Origin of the sequence: Chroococcidiopsis cubana SAG 39.79 (assembly GCF_003991895.1) — a bacterium.
In the GTDB taxonomy this organism is placed as follows: domain Bacteria; phylum Cyanobacteriota; class Cyanobacteriia; order Cyanobacteriales; family Chroococcidiopsidaceae; genus Chroococcidiopsis; species Chroococcidiopsis thermalis.
In genome coordinates, this window is the sequence record NZ_RSCK01000001.1 from 215,617 (window position 1) to 236,326 (window position 20,710).

General features: G+C 46.3%; 21 protein-coding genes and 1 pseudogene. 1 reads left to right on the forward strand and 21 read right to left on the reverse strand.

The annotated features are described in order from the left end of the window. Position 1: 1 nt before the first annotated feature. From glgP to DSM107010_RS01135, 16 genes and pseudogenes are all read right to left on the reverse strand, one after another. Positions 2-1,861 (reverse strand): alpha-glucan family phosphorylase, encoded by a 1,860-nt coding sequence (gene glgP / locus DSM107010_RS01065; protein ID WP_106165906.1) that lies wholly within the window; start codon positions 1,859-1,861, stop codon positions 2-4. A gap of 56 nt (positions 1,862-1,917) precedes the next feature. Next, the gene (locus tag DSM107010_RS01070; protein WP_106165879.1) at positions 1,918-2,577 is read right to left on the reverse strand and encodes a class I SAM-dependent methyltransferase; all 660 of its coding nucleotides are present in this window, start codon (positions 2,575-2,577) and stop codon (positions 1,918-1,920) included. Between the two features lie 83 nt (positions 2,578-2,660). Then, complete coding sequence (locus DSM107010_RS38090) at positions 2,661-2,834, reverse strand: hypothetical protein (protein ID WP_158631717.1); 174 nt, start codon at positions 2,832-2,834, stop codon at positions 2,661-2,663. Between the two features lie 32 nt (positions 2,835-2,866). Continuing rightward, positions 2,867-4,081 carry an FAD-dependent oxidoreductase gene (locus DSM107010_RS01075; protein WP_127022118.1) on the reverse strand — a complete coding sequence of 405 codons (1,215 nt, stop codon included), beginning with the start codon at positions 4,079-4,081 and terminating at the stop codon, positions 2,867-2,869. A 45-nt stretch (positions 4,082-4,126) separates the two neighbouring features. After that, complete coding sequence (locus DSM107010_RS01080) at positions 4,127-5,665, reverse strand: phytoene desaturase family protein (protein WP_106165881.1); 1,539 nt, start codon at positions 5,663-5,665, stop codon at positions 4,127-4,129. A gap of 123 nt (positions 5,666-5,788) precedes the next feature. Beyond that, the gene (locus tag DSM107010_RS01085) at positions 5,789-6,154 is read right to left on the reverse strand and encodes a hypothetical protein (RefSeq protein WP_199755341.1); all 366 of its coding nucleotides are present in this window, start codon (positions 6,152-6,154) and stop codon (positions 5,789-5,791) included. Between the two features lie 89 nt (positions 6,155-6,243). Beyond that, positions 6,244-7,386: a hypothetical protein gene (locus tag DSM107010_RS01090; RefSeq protein WP_106165909.1), complete on the reverse strand. Its 1,143-nt coding sequence runs from the start codon at positions 7,384-7,386 to the stop codon at positions 6,244-6,246. Between the two features lie 37 nt (positions 7,387-7,423). After that, positions 7,424-7,897: a universal stress protein gene (locus DSM107010_RS01095; RefSeq protein ID WP_106165908.1), complete on the reverse strand. Its 474-nt coding sequence runs from the start codon at positions 7,895-7,897 to the stop codon at positions 7,424-7,426. Positions 7,898-8,007: 110 nt separating this feature from the next. Next, a complete protein-coding gene (locus tag DSM107010_RS01100; protein ID WP_106165882.1) occupies positions 8,008-8,508 on the reverse strand; it encodes a DUF1269 domain-containing protein in 501 nt (166 codons plus the stop codon). A gap of 412 nt (positions 8,509-8,920) precedes the next feature. Then, the gene (locus tag DSM107010_RS01105; protein WP_106165883.1) at positions 8,921-9,232 is read right to left on the reverse strand and encodes a DUF5676 family membrane protein; all 312 of its coding nucleotides are present in this window, start codon (positions 9,230-9,232) and stop codon (positions 8,921-8,923) included. Positions 9,233-9,444: 212 nt separating this feature from the next. After that, on the reverse strand, positions 9,445-10,104 hold the full coding sequence (locus DSM107010_RS01110; protein ID WP_106165884.1) for a methyltransferase family protein: 660 nt from the start codon (positions 10,102-10,104) through the stop codon (positions 9,445-9,447). Positions 10,105-10,151: 47 nt separating this feature from the next. Next, positions 10,152-10,400, reverse strand: a complete 249-nt coding sequence (locus DSM107010_RS01115; RefSeq protein WP_106165885.1) for a DUF2933 domain-containing protein — start codon at positions 10,398-10,400, stop codon at positions 10,152-10,154. A gap of 85 nt (positions 10,401-10,485) precedes the next feature. Further along, entirely contained in the window at positions 10,486-10,734 is a 249-nt protein-coding gene (locus DSM107010_RS01120) for a hypothetical protein (RefSeq protein WP_106165886.1), read from the reverse strand. A 22-nt stretch (positions 10,735-10,756) separates the two neighbouring features. Next, positions 10,757-12,871, reverse strand: coding sequence for a heavy metal translocating P-type ATPase (locus DSM107010_RS01125; protein ID WP_409197273.1), 2,115 nt, complete (start codon positions 12,869-12,871; stop codon positions 10,757-10,759). A gap of 112 nt (positions 12,872-12,983) precedes the next feature. Next, the gene (locus tag DSM107010_RS01130) at positions 12,984-13,160 is read right to left on the reverse strand and encodes a YHS domain-containing protein (protein WP_106165888.1); all 177 of its coding nucleotides are present in this window, start codon (positions 13,158-13,160) and stop codon (positions 12,984-12,986) included. Positions 13,161-13,309: 149 nt separating this feature from the next. Beyond that, positions 13,310-13,456, reverse strand: a pseudogene (locus DSM107010_RS01135) (DUF305 domain-containing protein); the annotation flags it as partial. Between the two features lie 93 nt (positions 13,457-13,549). On the opposite strand from DSM107010_RS01135, the gene DSM107010_RS01140 reads away from it, so the two are divergent. Next, positions 13,550-14,389 (forward strand): IS5 family transposase, encoded by an 840-nt coding sequence (locus DSM107010_RS01140; protein WP_106165890.1) that lies wholly within the window; start codon positions 13,550-13,552, stop codon positions 14,387-14,389. On the opposite strand, the gene DSM107010_RS01145 is transcribed toward DSM107010_RS01140, so the two are convergent. The 5 genes from DSM107010_RS01145 to DSM107010_RS01165 form a co-directional block, all read right to left on the reverse strand. After that, positions 14,386-14,922 (reverse strand): DUF305 domain-containing protein, encoded by a 537-nt coding sequence (locus tag DSM107010_RS01145; RefSeq protein WP_106165891.1) that lies wholly within the window; start codon positions 14,920-14,922, stop codon positions 14,386-14,388. The genes DSM107010_RS01140 and DSM107010_RS01145 overlap by 4 nt on opposite strands. Before the next feature lie 190 nt (positions 14,923-15,112). Beyond that, positions 15,113-15,646, reverse strand: a complete 534-nt coding sequence (locus DSM107010_RS01150; protein ID WP_106165892.1) for a universal stress protein — start codon at positions 15,644-15,646, stop codon at positions 15,113-15,115. Positions 15,647-15,706: 60 nt separating this feature from the next. Continuing rightward, positions 15,707-18,127 (reverse strand): response regulator, encoded by a 2,421-nt coding sequence (locus tag DSM107010_RS01155; protein WP_106165893.1) that lies wholly within the window; start codon positions 18,125-18,127, stop codon positions 15,707-15,709. 349 nt (positions 18,128-18,476) lie between these two features. Next, positions 18,477-18,971 carry a hypothetical protein gene (locus DSM107010_RS01160; RefSeq protein WP_106165894.1) on the reverse strand — a complete coding sequence of 165 codons (495 nt, stop codon included), beginning with the start codon at positions 18,969-18,971 and terminating at the stop codon, positions 18,477-18,479. A 172-nt stretch (positions 18,972-19,143) separates the two neighbouring features. Beyond that, a complete protein-coding gene (locus tag DSM107010_RS01165; RefSeq protein WP_106165895.1) occupies positions 19,144-20,631 on the reverse strand; it encodes a multicopper oxidase family protein in 1,488 nt (495 codons plus the stop codon). Positions 20,632-20,710: the final 79 nt, after the last annotated feature.

Genomic DNA, 20,710 nt, shown 5'->3' on the forward strand with positions numbered 1-20,710 from the left:
GTTAAGGTAGATAGGCATTCGTAACGTACTGCTGTACCATGCGGCGAGTATTAAAAAATGAGGCATTCAGCGCGATCGCGTGTCGCATGACATCAACCCACCGCTCGCGCTCTTGATAAAACATTGGTGCGATCGCCTTTTTCAGTTTTTGATACAAATCCTCTGCATCTTGGCGGGTTAGGTCGTCCGATCTGGAAAGCTCTGATTCTTTGCTGCCAATTGCCCAGCCAGTAACTCCTTCAATATGCCCTTCAATCCACCAACCGTCCAATATACTGAAACTAGGAACGCCGTTATGTGCTGCCTTCATACCCGATGTTCCAGAAGCTTCTAAAGGTCGTTGCGGCGTGTTGAGCCAAAGATCCACTCCAGACACAATTAGCTTAGATAGCTCCATGTCGTAATCTTCCAAAAAAACTATAGGTATTTGCCCCCGTAGTTGGTGCGATACTTCAAATATCCGTCGAATTAACTCTTTGCCAGGATTGTCTTTCGGGTGTGCCTTACCAGCAAAGACAAACTGTATTGGACCAACTTGTTTGGCAACTTCCACGAGCCGATCGATCTCCGAAAAAATCAAGTCCGCTCGTTTGTAAAGCGTTGCCCTACGAGCGAAACCAATTGTGAGAGTGTCTACGGATAGCGAAAGACGAGTTCGTTCCTGAATCAAAGCAAATAGACGCGCTTTAGCCGCCAAGTGAGCTGACCAAATCTCTTTTTGAGGAATGCTGATAGCATGTCGTAGCATCGATGGATCGTTGCTCCAGCCAGGAATGTATCGCTCGTAAAGGGATTTAAAACTGTCGCAAGTCCACGTCCACGAATGGACTCCATTTGTAATGTGATGGATAGGATAACCTGGAAACATTTCCTGGGATACTTCCTCGTGCCGCTTGGCTACACCGTTAACGTAGTGGCTGAGATTCAGTCCCAACACTGTCATGTTGAGCCGATCTCGTCCCCCCAGCATTTGCAGTACGTCGAACGGTAGCATCTGCCCCAAACTATACTGCACCAAACCATAGTCAAATTGGTCGTGTCCTGCTGGCACGGGGGTATGAGTCGTAAAGACGCACTGGTTTCTGATGCTGCTAAAGTCCCATGCCTCCGTATTCGCGCCGTTACGTTTTTTCAGCAACTCCAAAACCAGTAAACTGGCGTGTCCCTCGTTCATGTGAAATCTTTCAATTCTGCTGTATCCTAAAATTTGCAGCATTCTGACTCCGCCAATTCCCAGCAGAATTTCCTGAGCCAGCCGATATCGCTCGTCTCCACCATAAAGGAAATCTGTGAGGGTGCGATCGCCATCTGTGTTTCCTTCAACATCGGTATCTAGCAAAATCAGGGGGACGCTGTATCCACTCAAACCAACAATGTCATACTGCCAAGCTCGAACTTGCACGGTTCTTTGTTCGATGTCTACTTGAATCGTTGCAGACAAAGGATGTAGGAAGCGATCGGGACTCCACTGGACGGGTTGTTCCTGCTGTCTGCCCCACTCATCTAGTTTTTGGTTAAAGTAACCTTTTCGATAAAGAAGACTCACCCCAACCGCAGGAACTCGCAGGTCGGCAAAGGATTTCAAAGTGTCGCCAGCCAGTACACCTAAGCCGCCACTGTAAGTTGGCATGGCGGAACCAATAGCCACCTCCATTGAAAAATATGCAATTCGTCGATTCTCTTGAGCCTCTTCGTAGTTAGCGGTAGTTAATGCTGCGGTATACCGTTCTGGGTACTCAAAAAACTTATTACGACAAAAATCGGAGCAGAAGTGAATTTCTTGCTCTCGGTAAAAGGCAGTCACTTCTGTCTTAGGCTGAACGGTCATGCCACAAACTGGGTCTTTTAGGATAGTACTCATTAATATTTTCTCTCCTGGCATTGCTTACCTATTGCCATACAAACAAAGCCCAAAAGTTATTTAGTTTTCCGCGCTCTATACAAAGCGAGAGTACCGAATAGGGTTATGTGTCGATCTGTTTGCTGAATGTCTTCAAATCCAGCTTGACTAAATAATTCTGGCAGTAATCCATTGACGCTATCTGCTGTGGTATTAAAGCCATCAAGCATCTGTACGAGCAGGAATGCTACACGCATTAACGTGTTTTGAGGTTTTCCCCAATCAGCTACATGTAACTCCCCACCAGGTTTTAGGACTCTAAACACTTCTTTTAAGGTGCGAACTTTGTTGTCTCGCGTCAAATGGTGAAACACAAGACTTGAAAGAACTCGGTCAAACGAGCGATCGGGATAAGGAAGTTCAAAAGCCATACCCCGATCTAAAGCAATTTTCAAACCAGTTTTTACAGCTTTGGTTTTAGCAATTTCAAGTACTTTTAGATCGCCATCAAGCCCAACAACTTCTGCTTCAGGATGAATTTTTTTGAGTAGCAAAGTCAGCGTTGCCTTACCGCAGCCGAGATCGAGGACTCGATTGTTTTTTTCAATCCCAGCTTGCCTTACTAATTGGCGCTTGAAAGCGAACTCGCCCATAGTCCACTTTAGTAATGGATCGTACACAGGAGTCAACCAGTCGTATTTGAGAGCTGGAATGTATTGATTGCGATTCTTGTCCATAGTTTAATTTTACCGACCTTCATCTCATGGGAATAGCATCTGTATTACAACGATCCGAATGCGTTTAACTTAATAACTTTTCCTCATCCGAGTGCGATCGCGTTCAATATACCAACAATTTCAAAAATGTAGACTTGCAGATTGCAAGGGCGATCGCCATAATCTTTATATTGCTTGGATCTTTCTATTGCTTGGGATGAGGATGTTCTGAACGTAGCTTTGAAGTTGGGGTTGATGAAGTCGATCTGTACAACCAAAGATCTCGAATGGAAAACAGATCGAGCCGAACTTAACCGATGAGTTGAGCGACTCGAAGGGCAGACGTAATAGCGCCTTCATGCAGACCATCCCCAAGATAGGCTCCTGCATGGTACGTGTTGTTCTCTCCATTGGTGGCAACCACTTCATCTCGATATCGAAAAGACTCAGTGGTATACAACGGGGTGTGGTGTTCCTGAACGTGAATGATGCGATCGTCGGCAATTAGCTGCTCTAGTTGGAACGATAAGAAATAATGCTGAGGCGACGAGATGGCGCACAGTTGATTCAGGTAGCCGTTATATCCCCAGCGGCTGTCTGTTTGGAAGAAATCAAATTCTGATGGTGGTTGGATGCCATAGCGGGCGTACATGGAAGCATCCGTATGAACTAAGGTAGTTGCATAATTGGCTTTCCAGGCAGAAAATCGCTTGATTTCGGCATCAGTCGGATCTGCTAACAGCACCATAACCTGGTCGGGTGGCGTAGCAAACACGACTTTATCAAACTCCTGAATTTCACCCGTCGATCGCACAATTTTCACAGCATCTAAGCTTCTAAAAATACGGTCAATTTCTACGTTCAGTAAAACTTCACCCTTAAATCGTGCCAGGATTTTTTCAATGTAAGAATACACGCCGCTTTTTATTCTGACCCAGTTGACTGCGATATTGTCGCGTAAAACAGGAATCGCCAATTCTGCTGGAAAATCATCAATGAGTTCAAATGGCATTGAGTAGCTGTACATGACTAGCAACTTTAGCCAGGTATTGCGGATACACGGGCGTTTCAAGTATTGTGACAGCGGGCGATCGTAGAAATCTTGCAGCTCGGCAAATCGCGTTCTCAGCCATAACCCAGCGGAACGGGCGTAGATGGTATCGAGCCGCAAAGATTCGATCAGGTGCCGAATCCCCGTAAAGTTTTTCCGGATCGTGACTCCCGATAAAAAACAGCTATCATCTTTGAGAAACATGGCTGAACCGATATTGACGGGTTCTAGTTCCACTCCTAGCTCTTGCATGAGAGCGATGAAGTTGTGAAATACAGTTGGAAATTCAAGCGCTCCACTTTCCAAAATTTCATTGCAATCGGATTGGTTTGGTTTCACGTTTTTGTTGAGCGTCCGAATATGTCCCCCTAACATGGGTTGCCGTTCAAAAATGGTGACATGCTGCCCTTGTTTATCGAGCAGATAGGCTGTGACCATGCCACTGGCTCCACCCCCAATGACAGCGATTCTCATGGTTGACCTCTTAATTGATGAAATGGATGATGTGCGAGCCTCTGTTTAACCGTTGCCTAAAATCACGTCGCCAGATAATCGTTGATAGAGCAGCGATCCCGTCCAAACTGTGGGAGCGAAGCCTGGATAGCCGGATGAGGCATTGCAGAAGTAGAAATGGTTGAGTGAGGTTTCGTGATTCAGTCGCCCCAGACCCATATTGCGTGGGGTCAGACTGGAGCCGTAGGAATTTCCATTGGGACACCAGCAAAAGCGTTCGTTGGTTGTAGGGCTGCCCGTGATGTGGAAGACCATGTGCTTTCTAAAATTCGGCACGTAGTGTTCTTCCACGACATCCAGGATGGAATCTAAAATTTCTTGCTTTTTTTGGTTGTAGGCTTTGCGATCGCTTTCTCGCAATTGCTTGAAGTATTTGTAGTTGGCAACAGTGAGGAATTCAACAATTTGACAATCCTCCGGACAATCCCGCCGTGCGTCTGTGAGTAAGGTGGGGGTTGTGATGGCAAAACTAGGATTAGAAAAGTCATTGCGCTCGTACATTTGAGCAAAGGCTTCATTCAAATCCTGATATCCTGTATGAGAGAGATTCCACTTACCAAACCCATAATCTCGAAGATCCAGGTCTCGGACGACGCAATAAGCCATGAAGTTGGACGCAGAATACTCGTAGTTGAGTTTTCGGCGCACTTTTTTGGAGAACTTTTCCTCGCCAATCATTTTGGCGGCTTTTTTAGGGTCAATGTTACAAATTACGGTATTGCCTGTAAATTCATGGGTTTGATGGGTGGTAAGATCCATCGCCTCAACTCCCGTAACCGTTTTGTCTGTGACTCTAAAATTCGTGACTTCATGGTTGAGCAACACTTGTCCCCCACGCGATTGAATCGCGTTGACGAACGAGTTAATTACATGCTCAAAATGCTGAGTTGGGTAAAATGCACCTGCTTGATAGCCCCTGAACAATGCGACCCAGGCATAGAACGAAAGTTGATTCGGCGGTAGTAAAAAATCAAGCCATTGCAGGGCTAATAGGGTTTGAGCGGCTTGTGGCAGTTGAAACTTGTCAAATACATCCTGGAGCGTGCTGTTGTAATATTGAACGGCACAGAATACTTCATTTGGATGTTTGAGGAGTTCGGTTGGTTCGATCGGCGGGGCGAGTATTTTCAAGCCCGCGCCAGTTTTCTCAACTTCGTTGACGAATCGGCGAATGCGATCGCTATACCCAGAAAACAGCACGGACAATCGCTGGATCAATTCCTCCGGCTCAGAGGGAATATCCAACGCATACCCCGGCATTCGCATACGATCGAAGCCGTTCGGGTCATATCGCTCAAAGGTCACGTCCCGATCCAAACCCAGTTTTTTGAGTACCCGATTAACCGTTTGCCCTTCGCCGCAGTCCCAAACATAGTGGAGTTGGGCATTAAACGTATATTTTTTAGCCATTGTAAACGTGTGCCCAAAGCCCCCTGGATGCTCGTGAGCTTCAAGGATTTGCACGCTCTTGCCGGAGTTTGCCATCAAAGCACCAAAGACCAATGCCGATAAACCACTACCGACAATCAGGTAATCCGGTTTCATAAAATCGTTCCTCGAACAATAAACATTTTTATGGTATTGCCACAGCGCCTATAGCTTAAAAATTGCTAATTTAGCAGAACGATGGCGTTAGCATAGATTGTCTTAACCACTGGGATGGTACTTTTATGCAACCCGTTCCGTCTCGCTATTTGAACGGTAATCCGCACAGTCAATTGCTTTCTCGGTTAGCACGGTTACTGGATGAACAGTGCATTTGAGATGGGGATTACTGCTAAAATACTGACAGCGATGACACGGAACCTTGTGACGCGGTTTGAAGCTGAACGATCGCTGCTGCATTTGCTTAGGAATACGCGCATAAATTGAAGCAGCAACTGCCGAGACGATCGCAAAGCCGATGGTAAAGCCGATCGCGATCGGGAAGGCTGCATTCAGCGCAGGAGAAGTTTCAATCCCCCGATAGTCTAAAGGAAGTGAATTAGATGGCTGAGTTGCTATCGATTTTGCTTCTATTTGCATTGCTTCCATAACTTTACTTACGCTCCTAATTCTGTCAGCTTGAGTTGCCCACGGTTGAATACCACTTCCCTCAACTATTGCGATGCACCCGCTTCTGATTAGCAACCTCGACGACGCGATTCTCTACGCCGATTGCTAGGACGAGGAGCGCAGTAATTTAAATCCGGCGAGGATTGAAAAGAGCCAACTAGAATCTGGCGTTTGAAAGCGCCACCGTCAAATACTGCTTCGGCTGAAACATCTAATGTAAACTCTTGCGAAGTGTTGATTTGCCGATCGCCAATCTGGACGGGATGCTTCACCACGTAAATCGGTGCCCAGGGGCAGCAGTAGTAGTGACCCAAAAGAAGCTCGATCGCCTCTTTCGTTTCGGGAGGTCGTTGCCAGTCGTCGCGCACTGCCGGATCGGTCAGACACCAGGGATCGAATCCAGTTTCTCCTGGTAACGGTCGCGATCTCTGACTGGTAGAAAAGGGTGAACTTGCTCGCGTTTCAACAGTCTGGCTGGGATCGAGCAACTGCGGCATTGCTAGAATTTGTCCCAGGTGATAGTACTGCTCTAGGGCAGATTTCGCATGTTGCTCGACTTGCTCATGCACTTCTTGCGGCAGGTTGGGTGCCCAGAGTTGTTCGGCGTATTCTGCTTCGCTGGTTGCACTTGCCAAAAGCTGGTGAAATTGGTTAACAACAGCTTGCTTATCCGCTGGCAAAGCTTCAGATTCAAATACTGCGATCGCGCTTTCGGCGTGAGTTCGCAATAAGCGGGTTGCAGCGATCGTGCCATCTAGATGCGTGTTTGGACAAGACTCATTTTCACCCCAAGCTGGTAAATTTGCTGGCAGGCTCACATCCAAACGGTAATCTGGATTGGTTCCAGCTTGATACGCCCGTTTCAACCAACTCCCAACTTGAGTGTAAAAAGCCAATGCCTGTTTTGCCGTTATGGGTGGCACGTACCCTGCTGTGGCAGGATTTGCTCCGTAGTCGGCTTCTAAGAACCGATCCCCAAGGGTTTGAAGTACAAAAGCATTCCAGGCACAAAGAAATTGTGTTTGGGTTGCAGGATCTACTGTCCAGGGGTTTAAGGATTGAATTTTTAGAGCTAAACGGCGTTCCTCGACTTGCTGGAGGAGATCGTAGACCGCTTGACCTGCCCGTCGATAGGCTTCTAGAGTGTCAGCCGCAACTTCCCCTTGAACGAGTGCAAGGAATTTTCCCAAAATACCAGTTCGTTCTGCCATAATCTCCTCCATTGATTTTTTATCTTGAGGCGATCGACTACTGCACGGTCAGCACCGAACAAGAAGCATGGTGGAGTACATAGTTGCTGACACTACCCAGAACTAACCGTTCCAAACCTGAAAGCCATCGCCGCCGTCCGATGACAATTAAATCTGCTTTCCATGTATGAGCAATCTCACAAATGGTTTGACCGGGTTCGCCGGAAATCTGGTTGCACTCAGCGGATACACCTGCGGCAGTTGCTTTTGCTACAAACGATTGCACCATCTCTAATCCTTGCTGAGAGAACTTCTCCCACTTCTTTTGGTAACGTTCTGCGGCTTCTTTATCTTTGCCTGGATAGTAGACCTCTAAGGGATCGAGTGGATCTGGACAGCCCTCTTCATCGGGGCATAAAACGTGTAACACCATGAGACTGGCTCCGGTTAGCTTTGCTAGGTTAAGTGCTTTTTCAAAAACACGTTTGCTAGCTTTTGAACTATCTGTAGCAGCGATGATTTTGTCAAACATGAAAACCTCCTCAGTTTCAGACTGAGTTTCAGGAAACGCAAACGCTACAACTAGGGCATCCAAGCAGCTACGAATCTACTTTTGACCGAGCATTTCAAAAACGTGTCAAGCTATTGTTGAACTGCTTCACTTTTAGTTAATGCCTCTTGCAATTTTGCTTCATCCTCCTTCGATAAAGAAGTTTGCAAAACTTTGCCTTCAAATTTGCTTAAATCTTCTAGAACCTTATCTGGTGTGGACTTTCTCACAAGTATAAAAAGAGCAGATGTTCCAGGTTCGATTGTGTCCCCAACTTCTTTAATGAAATTGTCATCAATTCCAATATCAGTTAACGACCCCGAAAGTGCTCCAACAGCAGACCCAAGCGCCCAACCGATTAGGGGATGAAAGAACAAAAAACCAAATATTAATCCCCAGAAACCTCCACTCAGCGCCCCAGAAGATACTAATTCTTGAGTTTGCTTAACTTTGACTTTGCCTGTTTCATTCCTAACAACAACAGCAGCATCTTCTAAGTCGATCAGATACTCCCGCTGTAGTTTCCTTAAGTCGATGAGAACTTCATCTGCCTTAAACTCGTCTTTGAAACCGATAACTATTAAATCGCTCATAGTTTCACCCCCAATCTGTAATAAATTTCGATTATCTTTGCTTGAAATAGTTGTGGATTTGAACCACCACGACAATGGCGGTACTCATGGCTAGGAAAAAGGGAAGAAGACCAACCATACAGAGTTTCCAATTCATCGGCTCGGTAATCTGGGTGAGTTTAGAATGGGAGACATAACTAAAAAACGCGGTCGGGCACTAGGATGAAAAACAAGATACCGATGACATAAAGTAATGTTACGATCTTGCTTGTAGCAACAGTCAGCGATAGCGGATCTAGTTTTATCAGCGAATGCTGGCGATCGCTTTGCTTTTTTTAAGTTGTACGATCGGCTTCATGATAAGATTCTTGTGATTTCTCTCAACAGTTTTCCGTGTGGCTTGCTCGCAATTGAAGAGAAATATAGTTAAAGTTTACCTAGGTGCAAGACTGTTATAGAGCCGAGCTAATAAGGCAGCGTATAGAGCTGGTCCAAGAGACCAGAATAGAAGTCCAGCTATAAAGCTCCCCCAGGTAACTACTCTAACCAAACTGGTTAGGTCGATATGAAGGATAGTGCTGAAGAAAGCCATTGCTGCTTTCGGCGCGACAGCAATAAACAAAACGCAAATGGTGTAGACAAAACCCGTGGCGATCGCGGTGGCGATGGAGAGCGATCGCGTTCTTAATTTAGTAAAATTTCTACTTAGGTGACGCTCTTCCCGCTCGTGAGTGTTTGATAACATAGTAAACCTCCAATTAAATTCTTTTTAAAAACTAGCTACTAATGAGAGCGGGGTATGGTGAACATTTTTGTTCAATTACCATTTCTGATGAATCAACCCTTAGAAAGCATTTAGCGAAATAAACAAGTGTTAACCATACCCCGCTCCTAGTAGTATCGATCGAGGCTTATGATTCAGCACTTTTGTAATTCCCTCCGACAGCACTTCAAAATTTAGGAGTGTTTGTCTTTGCGATCGCTTCTGCTGCCCCAACGAGGGAAAAAAGCTGGTGTATTCTCAGCATAGCGTCGGTACTCGTCGCCAAATTCAGCTAGTGCATCGCGCTCTTCCTGACGTGCTAACCGCACGTACATCAATACCAACACTGGAAACATTAGCAGCGTCAAGATTGTGGGCCACTGGAGCAGAAATCCGAACATAATAGCGATGAAAGCAATATATTGGGGATGGCGAATCGTCGCATAGGGTCCACTTATTGCCAGCGTGTGAGTTCGCTGAGCTTTATATAAAACTTCCCAGGCAGAACCAAGATAGATAATGCCACCAAAAATCACTACGTTGCTTAAAAGGTGAACTGGGTTCCAGTGGGGGTCGCCTTTCCAACCCAACAACGTCCACCAAAGATGTCCGGCATCATGGGAAAAAATATCCAGCCCTGGATAGCGAGTTTGCAGCCAGCCCGATAGTAAGTAAAGAGTTAATGGAAAGCCATACATTTCCGTAAATAGTGCCACAATAAAGGCAGAAAAAGCTCCAAAAGAGCGCCAATCGCGGGGATTTTTTGGTTTGGTAAAGCTGAAAGCAAAAATGATGAATACTAGTGAATTAACGATGACCAAAAGCCAAAGTCCGTAAGCTGGTATATCTCTCATGGCTACACCTTTTTGAATATTTAGATTGACCTAATCGTACAGGTATTTTAGGGGCGATATATGTTGCTGCCACCGCTACTGTTTCCATTTCCACCGCCATGTCCGCCATGTCCGCCATGCATAAATAAATGCATGAGTATACACAGTCCCAGAAGTAAGAATAATGGTGGGATACCGAGTATATGCGCCCAATGTTCTGTTATCAGTAGAAAGACAATAACAGCGAGGAAGACAAACAAGGCGATTTTGACAATTGAGATTCTAGAACTGGATTGACGATCGTGTTGATGAGCCATAAAGTTTTCTCAAGTTGTAGCAATTGAAATTCCCGACTTGTCTATAAAATTCCAGCAAAGTAAGACCCGAAAAATACAGTTCTAGTTATCGATCTGCTGGAGGTAACATTAAGGGTAAATGGTTTTTAACTGGCTTTTTTTTACAAGACTGTATAGACAGAGGAAGGGACATTAAGAGAAACCCCAGGGGTAAAGCGAAGAGCAAAATAGAAACTAAAGGTAAGCGGTAGCCTGCTACTAGCAAAAAAGTAGAGGTAGCAAAGGCAACAAACAGTGCTTGCTTTGTAGATAAGCTATTAAGTGAAATGGGATCGTGCTGGCGCTGGTAACTCATAAAAAACCTCTCATTTTTATAACTAAGTGTTGGATAATTTAAATCCTTTGAGTAGCGACGAATTAACAATCACAGATAGAGAACTTAAAGCCATCGCAGCAGCGGCAATAATTGGACTTAAGTAACCGAAGGCAGCAATGGGAAGCCCGATCGTGTTGTAGATAAAAGCCCAGAACAGATTTTGTTTAATCTTACGCATGGTGGCGCGGGAAAGGCGAATTGCCGCCACGACATCGCGCACGTCGTTCTTCACCAGAATAATCCCCCCTGTCTCTTTGGCAACATCGGCACCAGAGCCAATAGCAATACCAATATCAGCAGTTGCTAGTGCAGGAGCATCGTTGACTCCATCACCTACCATTGCCACTGCTTCGCCGCGTTGTTGGATTCTCTTCACAACTTCGGCTTTGTCGCTGGGTAAAACTTCAGCAATAACCCGATCGATCCCCACTTGACGGGCGATCGCCTCCGCAGTGCGTTGGTTGTCTCCAGTCAGCAAGACAACTTTGACTCTCTCACGACGCAAGGCGGCAATTGCTTGTTCGGCTTCGGGCTTGAGCGTATCCGCTACCGCAACAATTCCTACTAGTAGACCGTTGCAACCAACCAGCATGGCAGTTTTGCCATCCATCTCTAACTGAGTTAATCGACTTTCTACCTCTGGAGTCAAGGAATAGCCTTGTTGTTGAAACAAACGGCGGTTGCCCAAGATGACGCGATCGCCATTGACTTCTCCTCGAATACCGTGTCCGGGAATCGCTTCAAAATTATCGACTTTAGGAATATCTATCGTCTGATGTTTAGCTGCCCGCACGATCGCCTCACCCAAAGGATGCTCCGAGCCTATTTCCACCGCAGCCGCCAGCCGCAGGACTTCATCTTTTGGACGTTCTGACAACTGAACCACGTCCGTGACGCTAGGCTCGCCTTTAGTCAGCGTTCCAGTTTTATCAAAAACTACAGTAGAAAGCTTTTGCGCCCGCTCTAGAACTTCACCACCTCGGATCAAAATGCCGTTTTCCGCACCTTTCCCAACACCTACCATCAGAGCAGCAGGAGTGGCTACCCCTAAAGCACAAGGACAGGAAATAATTAGTACCGCAATAAATGACAGTAAGGCTTGCGGGAAATTCCCTACTAGCAACCAGCCCACAAAGGCAAGTACCGCAATAATGACTACTGCTGGAACGAAGTAACCAGTCACTGTATCTGCCAGCCGCTGAACTTGAGCGCTACTGTTTTGCGCTTCTTCTACAAACTTGATGATTTGTGCCAGTGCTGTTTCTGCCCCCACGCGGGTTGCTCGGAAGTGGAAAAGTCCCGTGCGGTTTAGCGTTCCACCAATCACCTCTGCTCCCGCTCCTTTCTCTACCGGAATTGATTCTCCAGTTAGCATCGATTCATCTACAGAAGAAGCCCCATCTAAAACAACTCCATCCGTGGGAATTCGCTCTCCTGGGCGAACGACAATTGTTTCGTCAACCATGACGCTCTCTGCTGGAATTTCCATTTCCATGCCGTCCCGAATCACTTTGGCAGTTGCAGGCTTTAGATCCAATAATTTGCGGATGGCTGCTGAGGAGTTCTTTTTGATGATTTCCTCCATGTACTTGCCTAGCAAGACAAAGGCAATGATAATAGCAGATACCTCAAAGTAGACTTCGCGCTCGGCAACTTTGACAGGTAAGATGTTGGGGAAAAAGATGACGACCACGCTGTAGACGTAAGCGACCGTCGTGCCGAGCGCGATTAGGAAATCCATGTTGATGTGACGGCTGCGAATGGCGTTCCACGACCCCACGTAAAACGACCACCCACCAATGAACTGGACTGGCGTAGTCAAGATGAATAGCCACACACCCCAAGTAAACCAAGGTAGGGCTGGAATGGGAACCCAAGTCACTAAAGTTACGCCTGCTGCCAGACCAATGAAAGCAGCGGCACGCATGATTGCCAGTAGCAGCACTCCCGTTAAGGCAATGGTGACGCGCTTCCGCATCGATTTGAGTTCTCTTTCGGGATCTAAAAACGTGTTCAGGCAACTCTGGCTGCAAAAATAGTAAGCGCGCCCGCTTCGTTCTGTCTTTAGTGATGTTGCTTTAGGGATCGTCATGCCGCAAATCGGGTCTTTCGCCATCTCATTTGGATTCGGTGCTACTGCACTTCCATGCCGATGCCCGTGATGCGAGTGGTTTGTAGCCATTCTGTCAGCTCCTTAAATGAGTTTTAAAGGGAGTTTTGGTTGTGCTTTATTCTGCTGTTTGCGATTCAAAAGTGCGCTGGCAATGAGGACTGCAAAAATAGTACGTCTCCCCATCCCGCTCTGACTTGAGCGCGGTAGCTTTCTCAACTGTCATGCCGCAAATCGGGTCTTGCGCCATCTTGTCGTTGCTTTGTTCGCGCTTGCGTCTAAGAAATCCAAACATATTCAACTATCCTCTTATAGCTATGCAAGAAAAAATGGTTTCAGGCTAGAGGTAGGGGTCTCGATGGGAAAACCACCAAGATTAAACCTGTAGGTCGATCGGAAAACCGCGATCGCCCGATCGTCCCTAAATAGCAAAAGAAAACTTAGTTAATTTTGTCTAGAAGTAGCCTGATACCAGGTTCGATACCATTGCAACATTTGCTCGATTTCAGCCGTTTGAGTTTTAATAATGGATTGAGCTAAGTTGCGAAGTTCTGGCTGAGTACCGTTGTTAACAACCATCCGTGACATCATAGACCTCTTGCAGATTAGAAAAAGTCAGATTGAAGCGGGACGCAAAATCAGGAAACATCAGGACAGAACAATTTGAACAAAAACGTCCTGATGATGAATTCTACAATAGCTCAAACCCTGACGGATGAACAGTTTAAGCGACGCTTTGGCGTGCAGCGAGAAACCTTCAAGCAAATGGTCAAAGCCCTTCAACCCGAATGGAGAACGACTCCAAAACCAGGAGCTAAGCCAAAATTGGCACTTGACGAGCGGATCTTGGTGGCACTAGAATACTGGCGAGAATATCGCCCTTATTTTCACATCGGCACGAGTTGGGGCATCAGTGAGTCCACGGTCTGCCGAATTGTCCAGTGGGTCGAAGATACGTTGATGCGAACTCGGCGCTTCCGTTTACCAGGTAAACGGCAGTTAGTGCGCGGTTTTGCTACACCAAGCGTGGTCATCGTCGATGTCACCGAAACCCGCATTGAGCGTCCCAAACGTCGGCAACGCGCATTCTATTCGGGTAAACAGAAATGCCATACGCTCAAAAGCCAATTGGTAATTGATGCCCAGACCCAACAAGTCATTTGTACCTTCTTCGGCAAGGGACGACAGCACGATTTTAAGTTGTTCAAAGCCTCTGGCATTCACTTTCATCCCCTGACTGAGAGTTTGCAAGATAAGGGCTATCAGGGATTGCAAAAATTGCATATTCACTCTCGCTTGCCGAAGAAGAAACCTAGAGGCGGGTATCTCACAGTGGAAGACAAAGCTTACAATCGGCAACTGGCGCGTGAACGAGTGGGGATTGAGCATGTTAACCGCCGCTTGAAAGTGTTTCGGATTTTATCGGGACGCTATCGCAACCGTCGCAAACGTTTTGGGTTGCGGTGCAATCTGATTGCTACTTTGTACAACTTTGAACAGGCTCAAGCTGTCACAGTTAGCTAATTTGAAAGAGGTCTCATCACTGCCATTTGGTGATGGGGTATCATCTCGCGGATAAATGCCCGATCGAAGTCAGAGGCATCCTTCAAAGTGTCCAAATGCATCTCCATACCTGGGCGCATAGACATTCCCATCATTCCTTGTCCTCTGCCCATCATTCCCATGCCAGCCATCGGTGCAGCAGGTACTTCTGTGCCGTACCACTGTTTGTACCAGGTCTGCATTTGCTCAATCTCTCGATTTTTGTCTTTGATGATGGTTGAAGCCAGTTTTTCGATCTCAGGACGTTTAGCGCGGCTTAATGCCAGCTTAGCCATCTCCACTGCATCCTGGTGATGGGGAATCATCATTTCGATGAAGTGCCGATCGACTTGCTGCATCATCATCCCTTGGCGAGCAGGGGTAGCTTGAGCAGAGGGGTGATGCGGATCTTGTTGCGCTCTTGGAGATTGAGCTTGCGTACCCTCTGTAGCGGTACTGGAGAGCGCGCCAGCTGTCAATAATCCTAAAAAAGTATAAATTAATGCTTTATTCATGGCTTCACCTTACGCGATGAATAACCGAAGTTGTCTTTAGTTGCAATCCTAACTTTAGACTATGAGGAAGTTATGAGTGGACGAGTCAACAAGAGGCTTCCCTAGCGCCCGTTCCCAGACTCAAAGTAAGTTGCAATAACGTAACGCATTTAACAAAGGCATTGTGGGTTCAAAAAATTTCAGTCGAAATTTATTCGGATGCTAACTTTAATGGCTGAGGGTGGAGAGTACGTATATTTTTTTTCACGGGATACTGCACTGCCATCACGGTACAGGGAGCGTGGTGAAGCACGTAGCTACTGACGCTACCTGGCACTAACTCGCGCCAAACCGAAAGTCTCCGCCGTCCCACCACGATCAGATCGGCACCCCAGGCACGAGCTACTGCACAAATACACGCACCAGGACCGCCGAGATTTTGGGTAAATTCTGCCTTCACCCCAGCAGCAGTTGCTTGAGCAGTGCGAGATCGCAACAACTCTAGCCCTTGCTGTTCGTACTCCTGCCAATGCTTTTGAAAGCTTTCTACAGCGGCACAGATTGCTTTTGGGTCGTAGTTCCAACTATTACGTCCGGCGACAAGAGGATAATCCTCTTCGTCAACCGATAAAACGTGCAATAGCAGCAAACTAGCTCCATTAGCTTTTGCCAGAGCCAGAGCTTCCTCAAAAACATGCTTGCTAATTTCAGATTTGTCTAGTGCTGTGAGGATTTTTTGAAACATAGAGCATTGGGGTGCTAACTTTCCCTTATTTTCTGAGCTTAGGCAGACAATCTGAGGAAGTTATGAGGAAGCGAGAATAGAGCTAGGGGTTCCCCCCGCAGAGAAAATGCAATCGCATCCAGCTAACTTGGACTGATGCAGGGCGGCTAGTGCAGCGCGACATAGAGAATCTAGATCGGTTCCGTCATCAGGATATTGAGCAATACCAGCGCTAACCGTAACCCGAAACCGATGAGTGCGATCGCTTGACGTAAACCATTGTTGACGTATAGTTTGCGATACTCTAGAAAGTCTCTCTATTCCCTCCGCTTTAGTTGCGCCGTATAGGGTGACGACAAATTCTTCTCCAACCCAACGGGCTACCACAGACTGTTGTTGAAAAGTCTGCCGCAGTAACTGCCCGCATTGACGCAGTACGATGTCTCCAGTGCTGTAGCCATAGAGGTCGTTGATTTGCTTCAAACAATCTATGTCTAGAAATGCTAAACAAAGCGGTTGACCTTGTTGACCAGCTAGGCAAAGCAGTTGGCTAGTGGCTTGCACAAACTTCTGGCGGTTGTACACCATTGTCAGCGGGTCAATCTCAGTCATGTTCCGCAGGAGTTGAATGCGTTCCAAGCGATTGAGGATGCGGGAAATTAATTCTGGACCCACAATAGGTTTACTAACGAAGTCGTCCGCACCTACAGCAAACACTTGATTTACTGTGGAGCTATCTGTATGAGCTGTCAAGAAAATAATCGGCAAACGTCCCCAGCGGGAATCGTTGCGGACAATTTGACAGAGTTCGATGCCGCTGACATTCGGCATTCCGACATCCAAAATTAGCAAATCCGGTAGCGTTGCTTCTAGAATCTGGCAAAATTGCTGTGGATCTTCCAGAGTCGTGACTTGCAATCCCCAAGGCTCTAATAAGGTGCGTAGAGCCGCCAGGATTTGGGGATCGTCGTCTACTATCATGACACGGACTTCTGTAGCACCGCCAATTCCGATCTGTCGAAACATTTCTACTCGTTGCTGAACCTGTAGAACTGCTTCTAACGCTTGAGTTGGAGTGACTGGCTTATGCAAAAAGGCTTGTCCACCTAGTCTAGCCACTTCCAATCGTTCGGTTAAGCTAGCTTGGGCAGTACAGACTACTACTGGTATGGGGGGTGTCCAGTTGTTGAGTTTTACTAGCAACGTTAAGCTGTCTTCTGTAAGTTGGGCAATAGTAGGATCGAACAGGGCAATGGTGGGGCTTTGCTCTTCCAGACTAGCCGTTGCTTGAACGAGGGTTGAAGCGATCGCTCCTCGAAATCCCCAGCTAGCGGCTTCCTTCACGACTTGTTCTGCCCAAGGGCGATCGCGATCCACTACTAACAATAGGGGACGAGGATCGCTATCATCTATAGGTTCCTCATCAGCCTCTAGGTTCAATTCTTCAGGGGATTGTTTTACTTCCTGGCGCAGAGCAGCCACCAATTCGCAAAGACACACAATCTCGTTTTGCTCTAGCGATTCGCCTACCTGAAGCAGCCGCTCAATGCGATTAGCTAGTTGAGAACCCTTGGGAAAGCCAAATGTACCTAGCGAACCGGATAAAGTGTGGGCTTCCTGTTCTGCCTGCTGCCGCAACTCCCGATCCAATGCCTGATTCATCAAAGCAGCAGCAGCTTGTTGGAGTATTTCTATCTGTTTGTTAACTCTTGCTTTGAATCGATTCCAAACCTCGGATAGGGCTGTTAGCGTCTGCTGCTCAATCGGTTCGCCCTTAGCAGTAGATGGCAAATTAAACGATTCTAACTGACGATTTTTAGCTTTCGACTCCAAGGGTTTTAGGCGATAACCAATGCCATAGACAGTCTCGATTGAATCAACTGGCGCACCTGCCTTTTTGAGTTTTTGTCGTAAAGTTTTAATATGAGTTCTCACGGCATCTTCACTAGGAATATCCTCATATGCCCACAAATGGTCTTGGATCGCACCATAGCTAAACACTCGCCGAGTATTGCGTAAAAATAGTTCCAGCAGCGCGTACTCTTTAGGGGTGAGTGACAGCAAATTTTCTGCATACGTCACTTCACTCGTGGCTGGATTTAGTCGCAAGCTTCCCCACTCTAGAACTGGAGCAGGATTAACGCTTGCTCGACGTAGTAGAGCACGGATGCGAGCGAGCAACTCCTGCTGTTCAAAAGGTTTTACAATGTAATCGTCTGCTCCAGCATCTAACCCCATTGCTTTATCTTGGCTGTTATCCTGACCTGTAACCAGCAGAATTGGCATCTGATAGCCGTGCGATCGCAGTCGCTGGCAAAGACTAATGCCATCTAGTTTAGGTAATAAAACATCAAGTAAAATTAGGTCGTAGTCATAAACTTCAATTAGTTCCCAAGCTATTTGTCCATCTACGGCAACTTCTACAACATAGTTATGGCTAGAGAGAAGTAGAGATAGCACGTTAACAACAGCTTCGTCATCTTCAACAACTAAAATCTTCACAACCTATTCCAGATGTTAAGTAGTAGAAAGTACAGCGTCTCCTACAACTGGTCGCGATAATACCTCCACATATTAAATTTTTGCAGGTCGGGATGAAATCAGGATGAAATAACGGTTTAAAGCTAACGTTTTGCTATAAATCTTCTCTATTCACCGCATAGTTTCAGTCATGGGGAAGATAGTTAAAAAGTCATGAGCTTGCCTACCTGTCATTGTGGCAATCAATGCTATGCTACTGCGCCGAGTGCAGTTGAGCTAAGCATTTAGCTACCAGTCAGGACACAAAAGCCGTGTCCTCGACTGTACTGGTGAAATAACTACCTACGATCGGTAAAGCCGCCCGCTCGGATTATTGCTTAAAACTAAAACGTCCGTTTACCTTTTCACCCTTAATGTCGGCAGTAACTTTCATCTGGTATTGACCTGTTGCTTTCCCAGGCAACAAAGTTGTATAGTGCTTCCCGCTGGGATCGTATTTAAAATTTAAGTTTTTTTGCGTTCCGTCAGGCGATTGAACTTGAGCCGTGACTTTAGCGTTAGGAATTGCTTCGTGATTGTCTCCTCTTTGTAAATACAAATCCAAGTGGGTTCCATTCGCTTCTTTTTCAGGCACTAGCTCTAGATGGTAAGCTCCTGCCTCTACAACCTGACCGCCTTTTTTACTTTTACTATCTTTAGATGTACCTGCTTTCTCGACTAATTCATTCTTCGCCACTACAATTTTTGCAGCTTTAGTATTTGAGCTGCTGGCATAACTAGTGGCGCGATCGCTATGGCTAAAAGCCCCTAAAACGAGCATTCCTACACTACCTAGAGCGATCGCGCCAAATTGCAATAATTTCATTGATTGACTCCTGAGTTGAAATGGTTAAAGATTGAAAAAACTAGCTGACAAGTAAGTTTATACAGGTGAACCTTGAGCAACTTCAATATTTTGTATCGGCATGGTCTTTTTGGGAACTAAAAACTTGTCAAATAGAGAATACAAAGCGGGAATGACTAAATGACTGATAGTGTCAAGCCTGTATATTCACAATCCCCATCATTCCTAGATCTTCGTGGTCAAGAACGTGACAGTGATAAACGGTCTTACCAGAAAAATCGCGAAAGGGAATGCGGATGCGGACAGTTTCACCTCCACGCACCAAAACAGTATCTTTCCAAGCGCGATAGGGTTCTGGTTTCCCATTGCGCGTTATGACTTGAAAAGGATTGACGTGCAAATGGAAAGGATGATCCATGCGGTCTGGATCGACGTTGACTAATTCCCAATCTTCAACTGTATTTAACCTAACTTGGGCATCAATGCGATTTGGATCGAAAGCTTTCCCATTGAACGTGAAGCTCATCCCCATACCAGGAGTCATTTCCTCCTCCATTGACAATTCTAACCGTCTGAGTGTCTTCGGTTCTGGGAGAGTTTCTACAGGAATGAGCTGTTTGGGTAAAGGTAAAGTAGAGACAGAGCCTTGATAAGTCAGAGTTGCTAAAACTTGAGGATTAACTTGGTAACTTCCGCCCATCATGTGGCTGCTACCACCCATCATACCCATTTCATCTTCCATCATTTCCATCCCTCCTCGGTTGTAGGGTAAATTTAACAAGCGGTACTGCTGTGGTTCTCTCTCCCCACGCACCAACACCTCTGCTCGTTCTCCTGGCGCAAGTAGCAGTTCTTTGAGTTCCACAGGTTCGGCTAAAGCTCCCCCGTCTGTAGCAATTAAATAAAAGGGATGATTTTCTAGAGCGAGGCGGTAGAACCGAGAAGGTGAAGCATTAAGGAATCGCAAGCGTAGTAAACCCCCAGAAGCAATAGAGAAAGTGGGTTTGACTTGACCGTTAACTGTCAACATCTGCCCCTCCCGCCCCATCATCATTGCCATGTGGTTTGGAGATTGGATGCGTCCGCTTCCATCTATACCAAAATCTTGTAAAACCAGAAATTCCTCTTTCGCAGCTTGAATTTCAGGAATCTCATCCAACTCACCCCGAACAATAAATAAACCTGCTAACCCACCAAATACTTGTTCTGCTACATAGCCGTGACGATGGGGATGATACCAAAATGTGCCGGATGGGTGGTTTTTCGGGAGTGTAAATTCGTAGGTCAAACTCTCTTTTGGTGGAATGTCGAGGAAAGCATTATCTGCATTGCCTATGGGTGTAACGTGTAACCCATGATAGTGTAAGTTAGTAGGTTGAGAAAGGTTGTTAGTGAAGCGGATGCGGACTATATCTCCCGCTTGAGCTTCGAGCCGAGGAGCGGGTACTTGTCCGTTATAGCCCAGAAGAGTTGCTTGTTTGTTTCCCAAACTTATAGGACGGGAACTTGCTTCTAGCTCTAGTTCTAGTAAACCGTCAGCACTTTTGTGAAGTTTGGGGGACAAAGCTTGAGATTTGAAGGGATTCCTGCTGTTTTGTGCCAATGCAATGCTCGCGACTGATGCAGTCACTGCACTAGCAGTGCTGAGGATAATAAACTGTCTGCGGTTAACTTTTACCATAATCTGTCCTTCACAGGGCAAAGCCTGCAAGATTGAGAAATGAGCCTGTAATTTTGAGATTCTCCAGAAATAGCTTCTT

What these genes read in the sequence shown, in the direction of transcription:
- glgP (WP_106165906.1), bottom strand. Translation starts at nt 1,861, where the DNA reads ATGAGTACTATCCTAAAAGACCCAGTTTGTGGCATGACCGTTCAGCCT.
- DSM107010_RS01070 (WP_106165879.1), bottom strand. Translation starts at nt 2,577, where the DNA reads ATGGACAAGAATCGCAATCAATACATTCCAGCTCTCAAATACGACTGG.
- DSM107010_RS01075 (WP_127022118.1), bottom strand. Translation starts at nt 4,081, where the DNA reads ATGAGAATCGCTGTCATTGGGGGTGGAGCCAGTGGCATGGTCACAGCC.
- DSM107010_RS01080 (WP_106165881.1), bottom strand. Translation starts at nt 5,665, where the DNA reads ATGAAACCGGATTACCTGATTGTCGGTAGTGGTTTATCGGCATTGGTC.
- DSM107010_RS01085 (WP_199755341.1), bottom strand. Translation starts at nt 6,154, where the DNA reads ATGGAAGCAATGCAAATAGAAGCAAAATCGATAGCAACTCAGCCATCT.
- DSM107010_RS01090 (WP_106165909.1), bottom strand. Translation starts at nt 7,386, where the DNA reads ATGGCAGAACGAACTGGTATTTTGGGAAAATTCCTTGCACTCGTTCAA.
- DSM107010_RS01095 (WP_106165908.1), bottom strand. Translation starts at nt 7,897, where the DNA reads ATGTTTGACAAAATCATCGCTGCTACAGATAGTTCAAAAGCTAGCAAA.
- DSM107010_RS01100 (WP_106165882.1), bottom strand. Translation starts at nt 8,508, where the DNA reads ATGAGCGATTTAATAGTTATCGGTTTCAAAGACGAGTTTAAGGCAGAT.
- DSM107010_RS01105 (WP_106165883.1), bottom strand. Translation starts at nt 9,232, where the DNA reads ATGTTATCAAACACTCACGAGCGGGAAGAGCGTCACCTAAGTAGAAAT.
- DSM107010_RS01110 (WP_106165884.1), bottom strand. Translation starts at nt 10,104, where the DNA reads ATGAGAGATATACCAGCTTACGGACTTTGGCTTTTGGTCATCGTTAAT.
- DSM107010_RS01115 (WP_106165885.1), bottom strand. Translation starts at nt 10,400, where the DNA reads ATGGCTCATCAACACGATCGTCAATCCAGTTCTAGAATCTCAATTGTC.
- DSM107010_RS01120 (WP_106165886.1), bottom strand. Translation starts at nt 10,734, where the DNA reads ATGAGTTACCAGCGCCAGCACGATCCCATTTCACTTAATAGCTTATCT.
- DSM107010_RS01125 (WP_409197273.1), bottom strand. Translation starts at nt 12,871, where the DNA reads ATGGCGAAAGACCCGATTTGCGGCATGACGATCCCTAAAGCAACATCA.
- DSM107010_RS01130 (WP_106165888.1), bottom strand. Translation starts at nt 13,160, where the DNA reads ATGTTTGGATTTCTTAGACGCAAGCGCGAACAAAGCAACGACAAGATG.
- DSM107010_RS01140 (WP_106165890.1), top strand. Translation starts at nt 13,550, where the DNA reads ATGAATTCTACAATAGCTCAAACCCTGACGGATGAACAGTTTAAGCGA.
- DSM107010_RS01145 (WP_106165891.1), bottom strand. Translation starts at nt 14,922, where the DNA reads ATGAATAAAGCATTAATTTATACTTTTTTAGGATTATTGACAGCTGGC.
- DSM107010_RS01150 (WP_106165892.1), bottom strand. Translation starts at nt 15,646, where the DNA reads ATGTTTCAAAAAATCCTCACAGCACTAGACAAATCTGAAATTAGCAAG.
- DSM107010_RS01160 (WP_106165894.1), bottom strand. Translation starts at nt 18,971, where the DNA reads ATGAAATTATTGCAATTTGGCGCGATCGCTCTAGGTAGTGTAGGAATG.
- DSM107010_RS01165 (WP_106165895.1), bottom strand. Translation starts at nt 20,631, where the DNA reads ATGGTAAAAGTTAACCGCAGACAGTTTATTATCCTCAGCACTGCTAGT.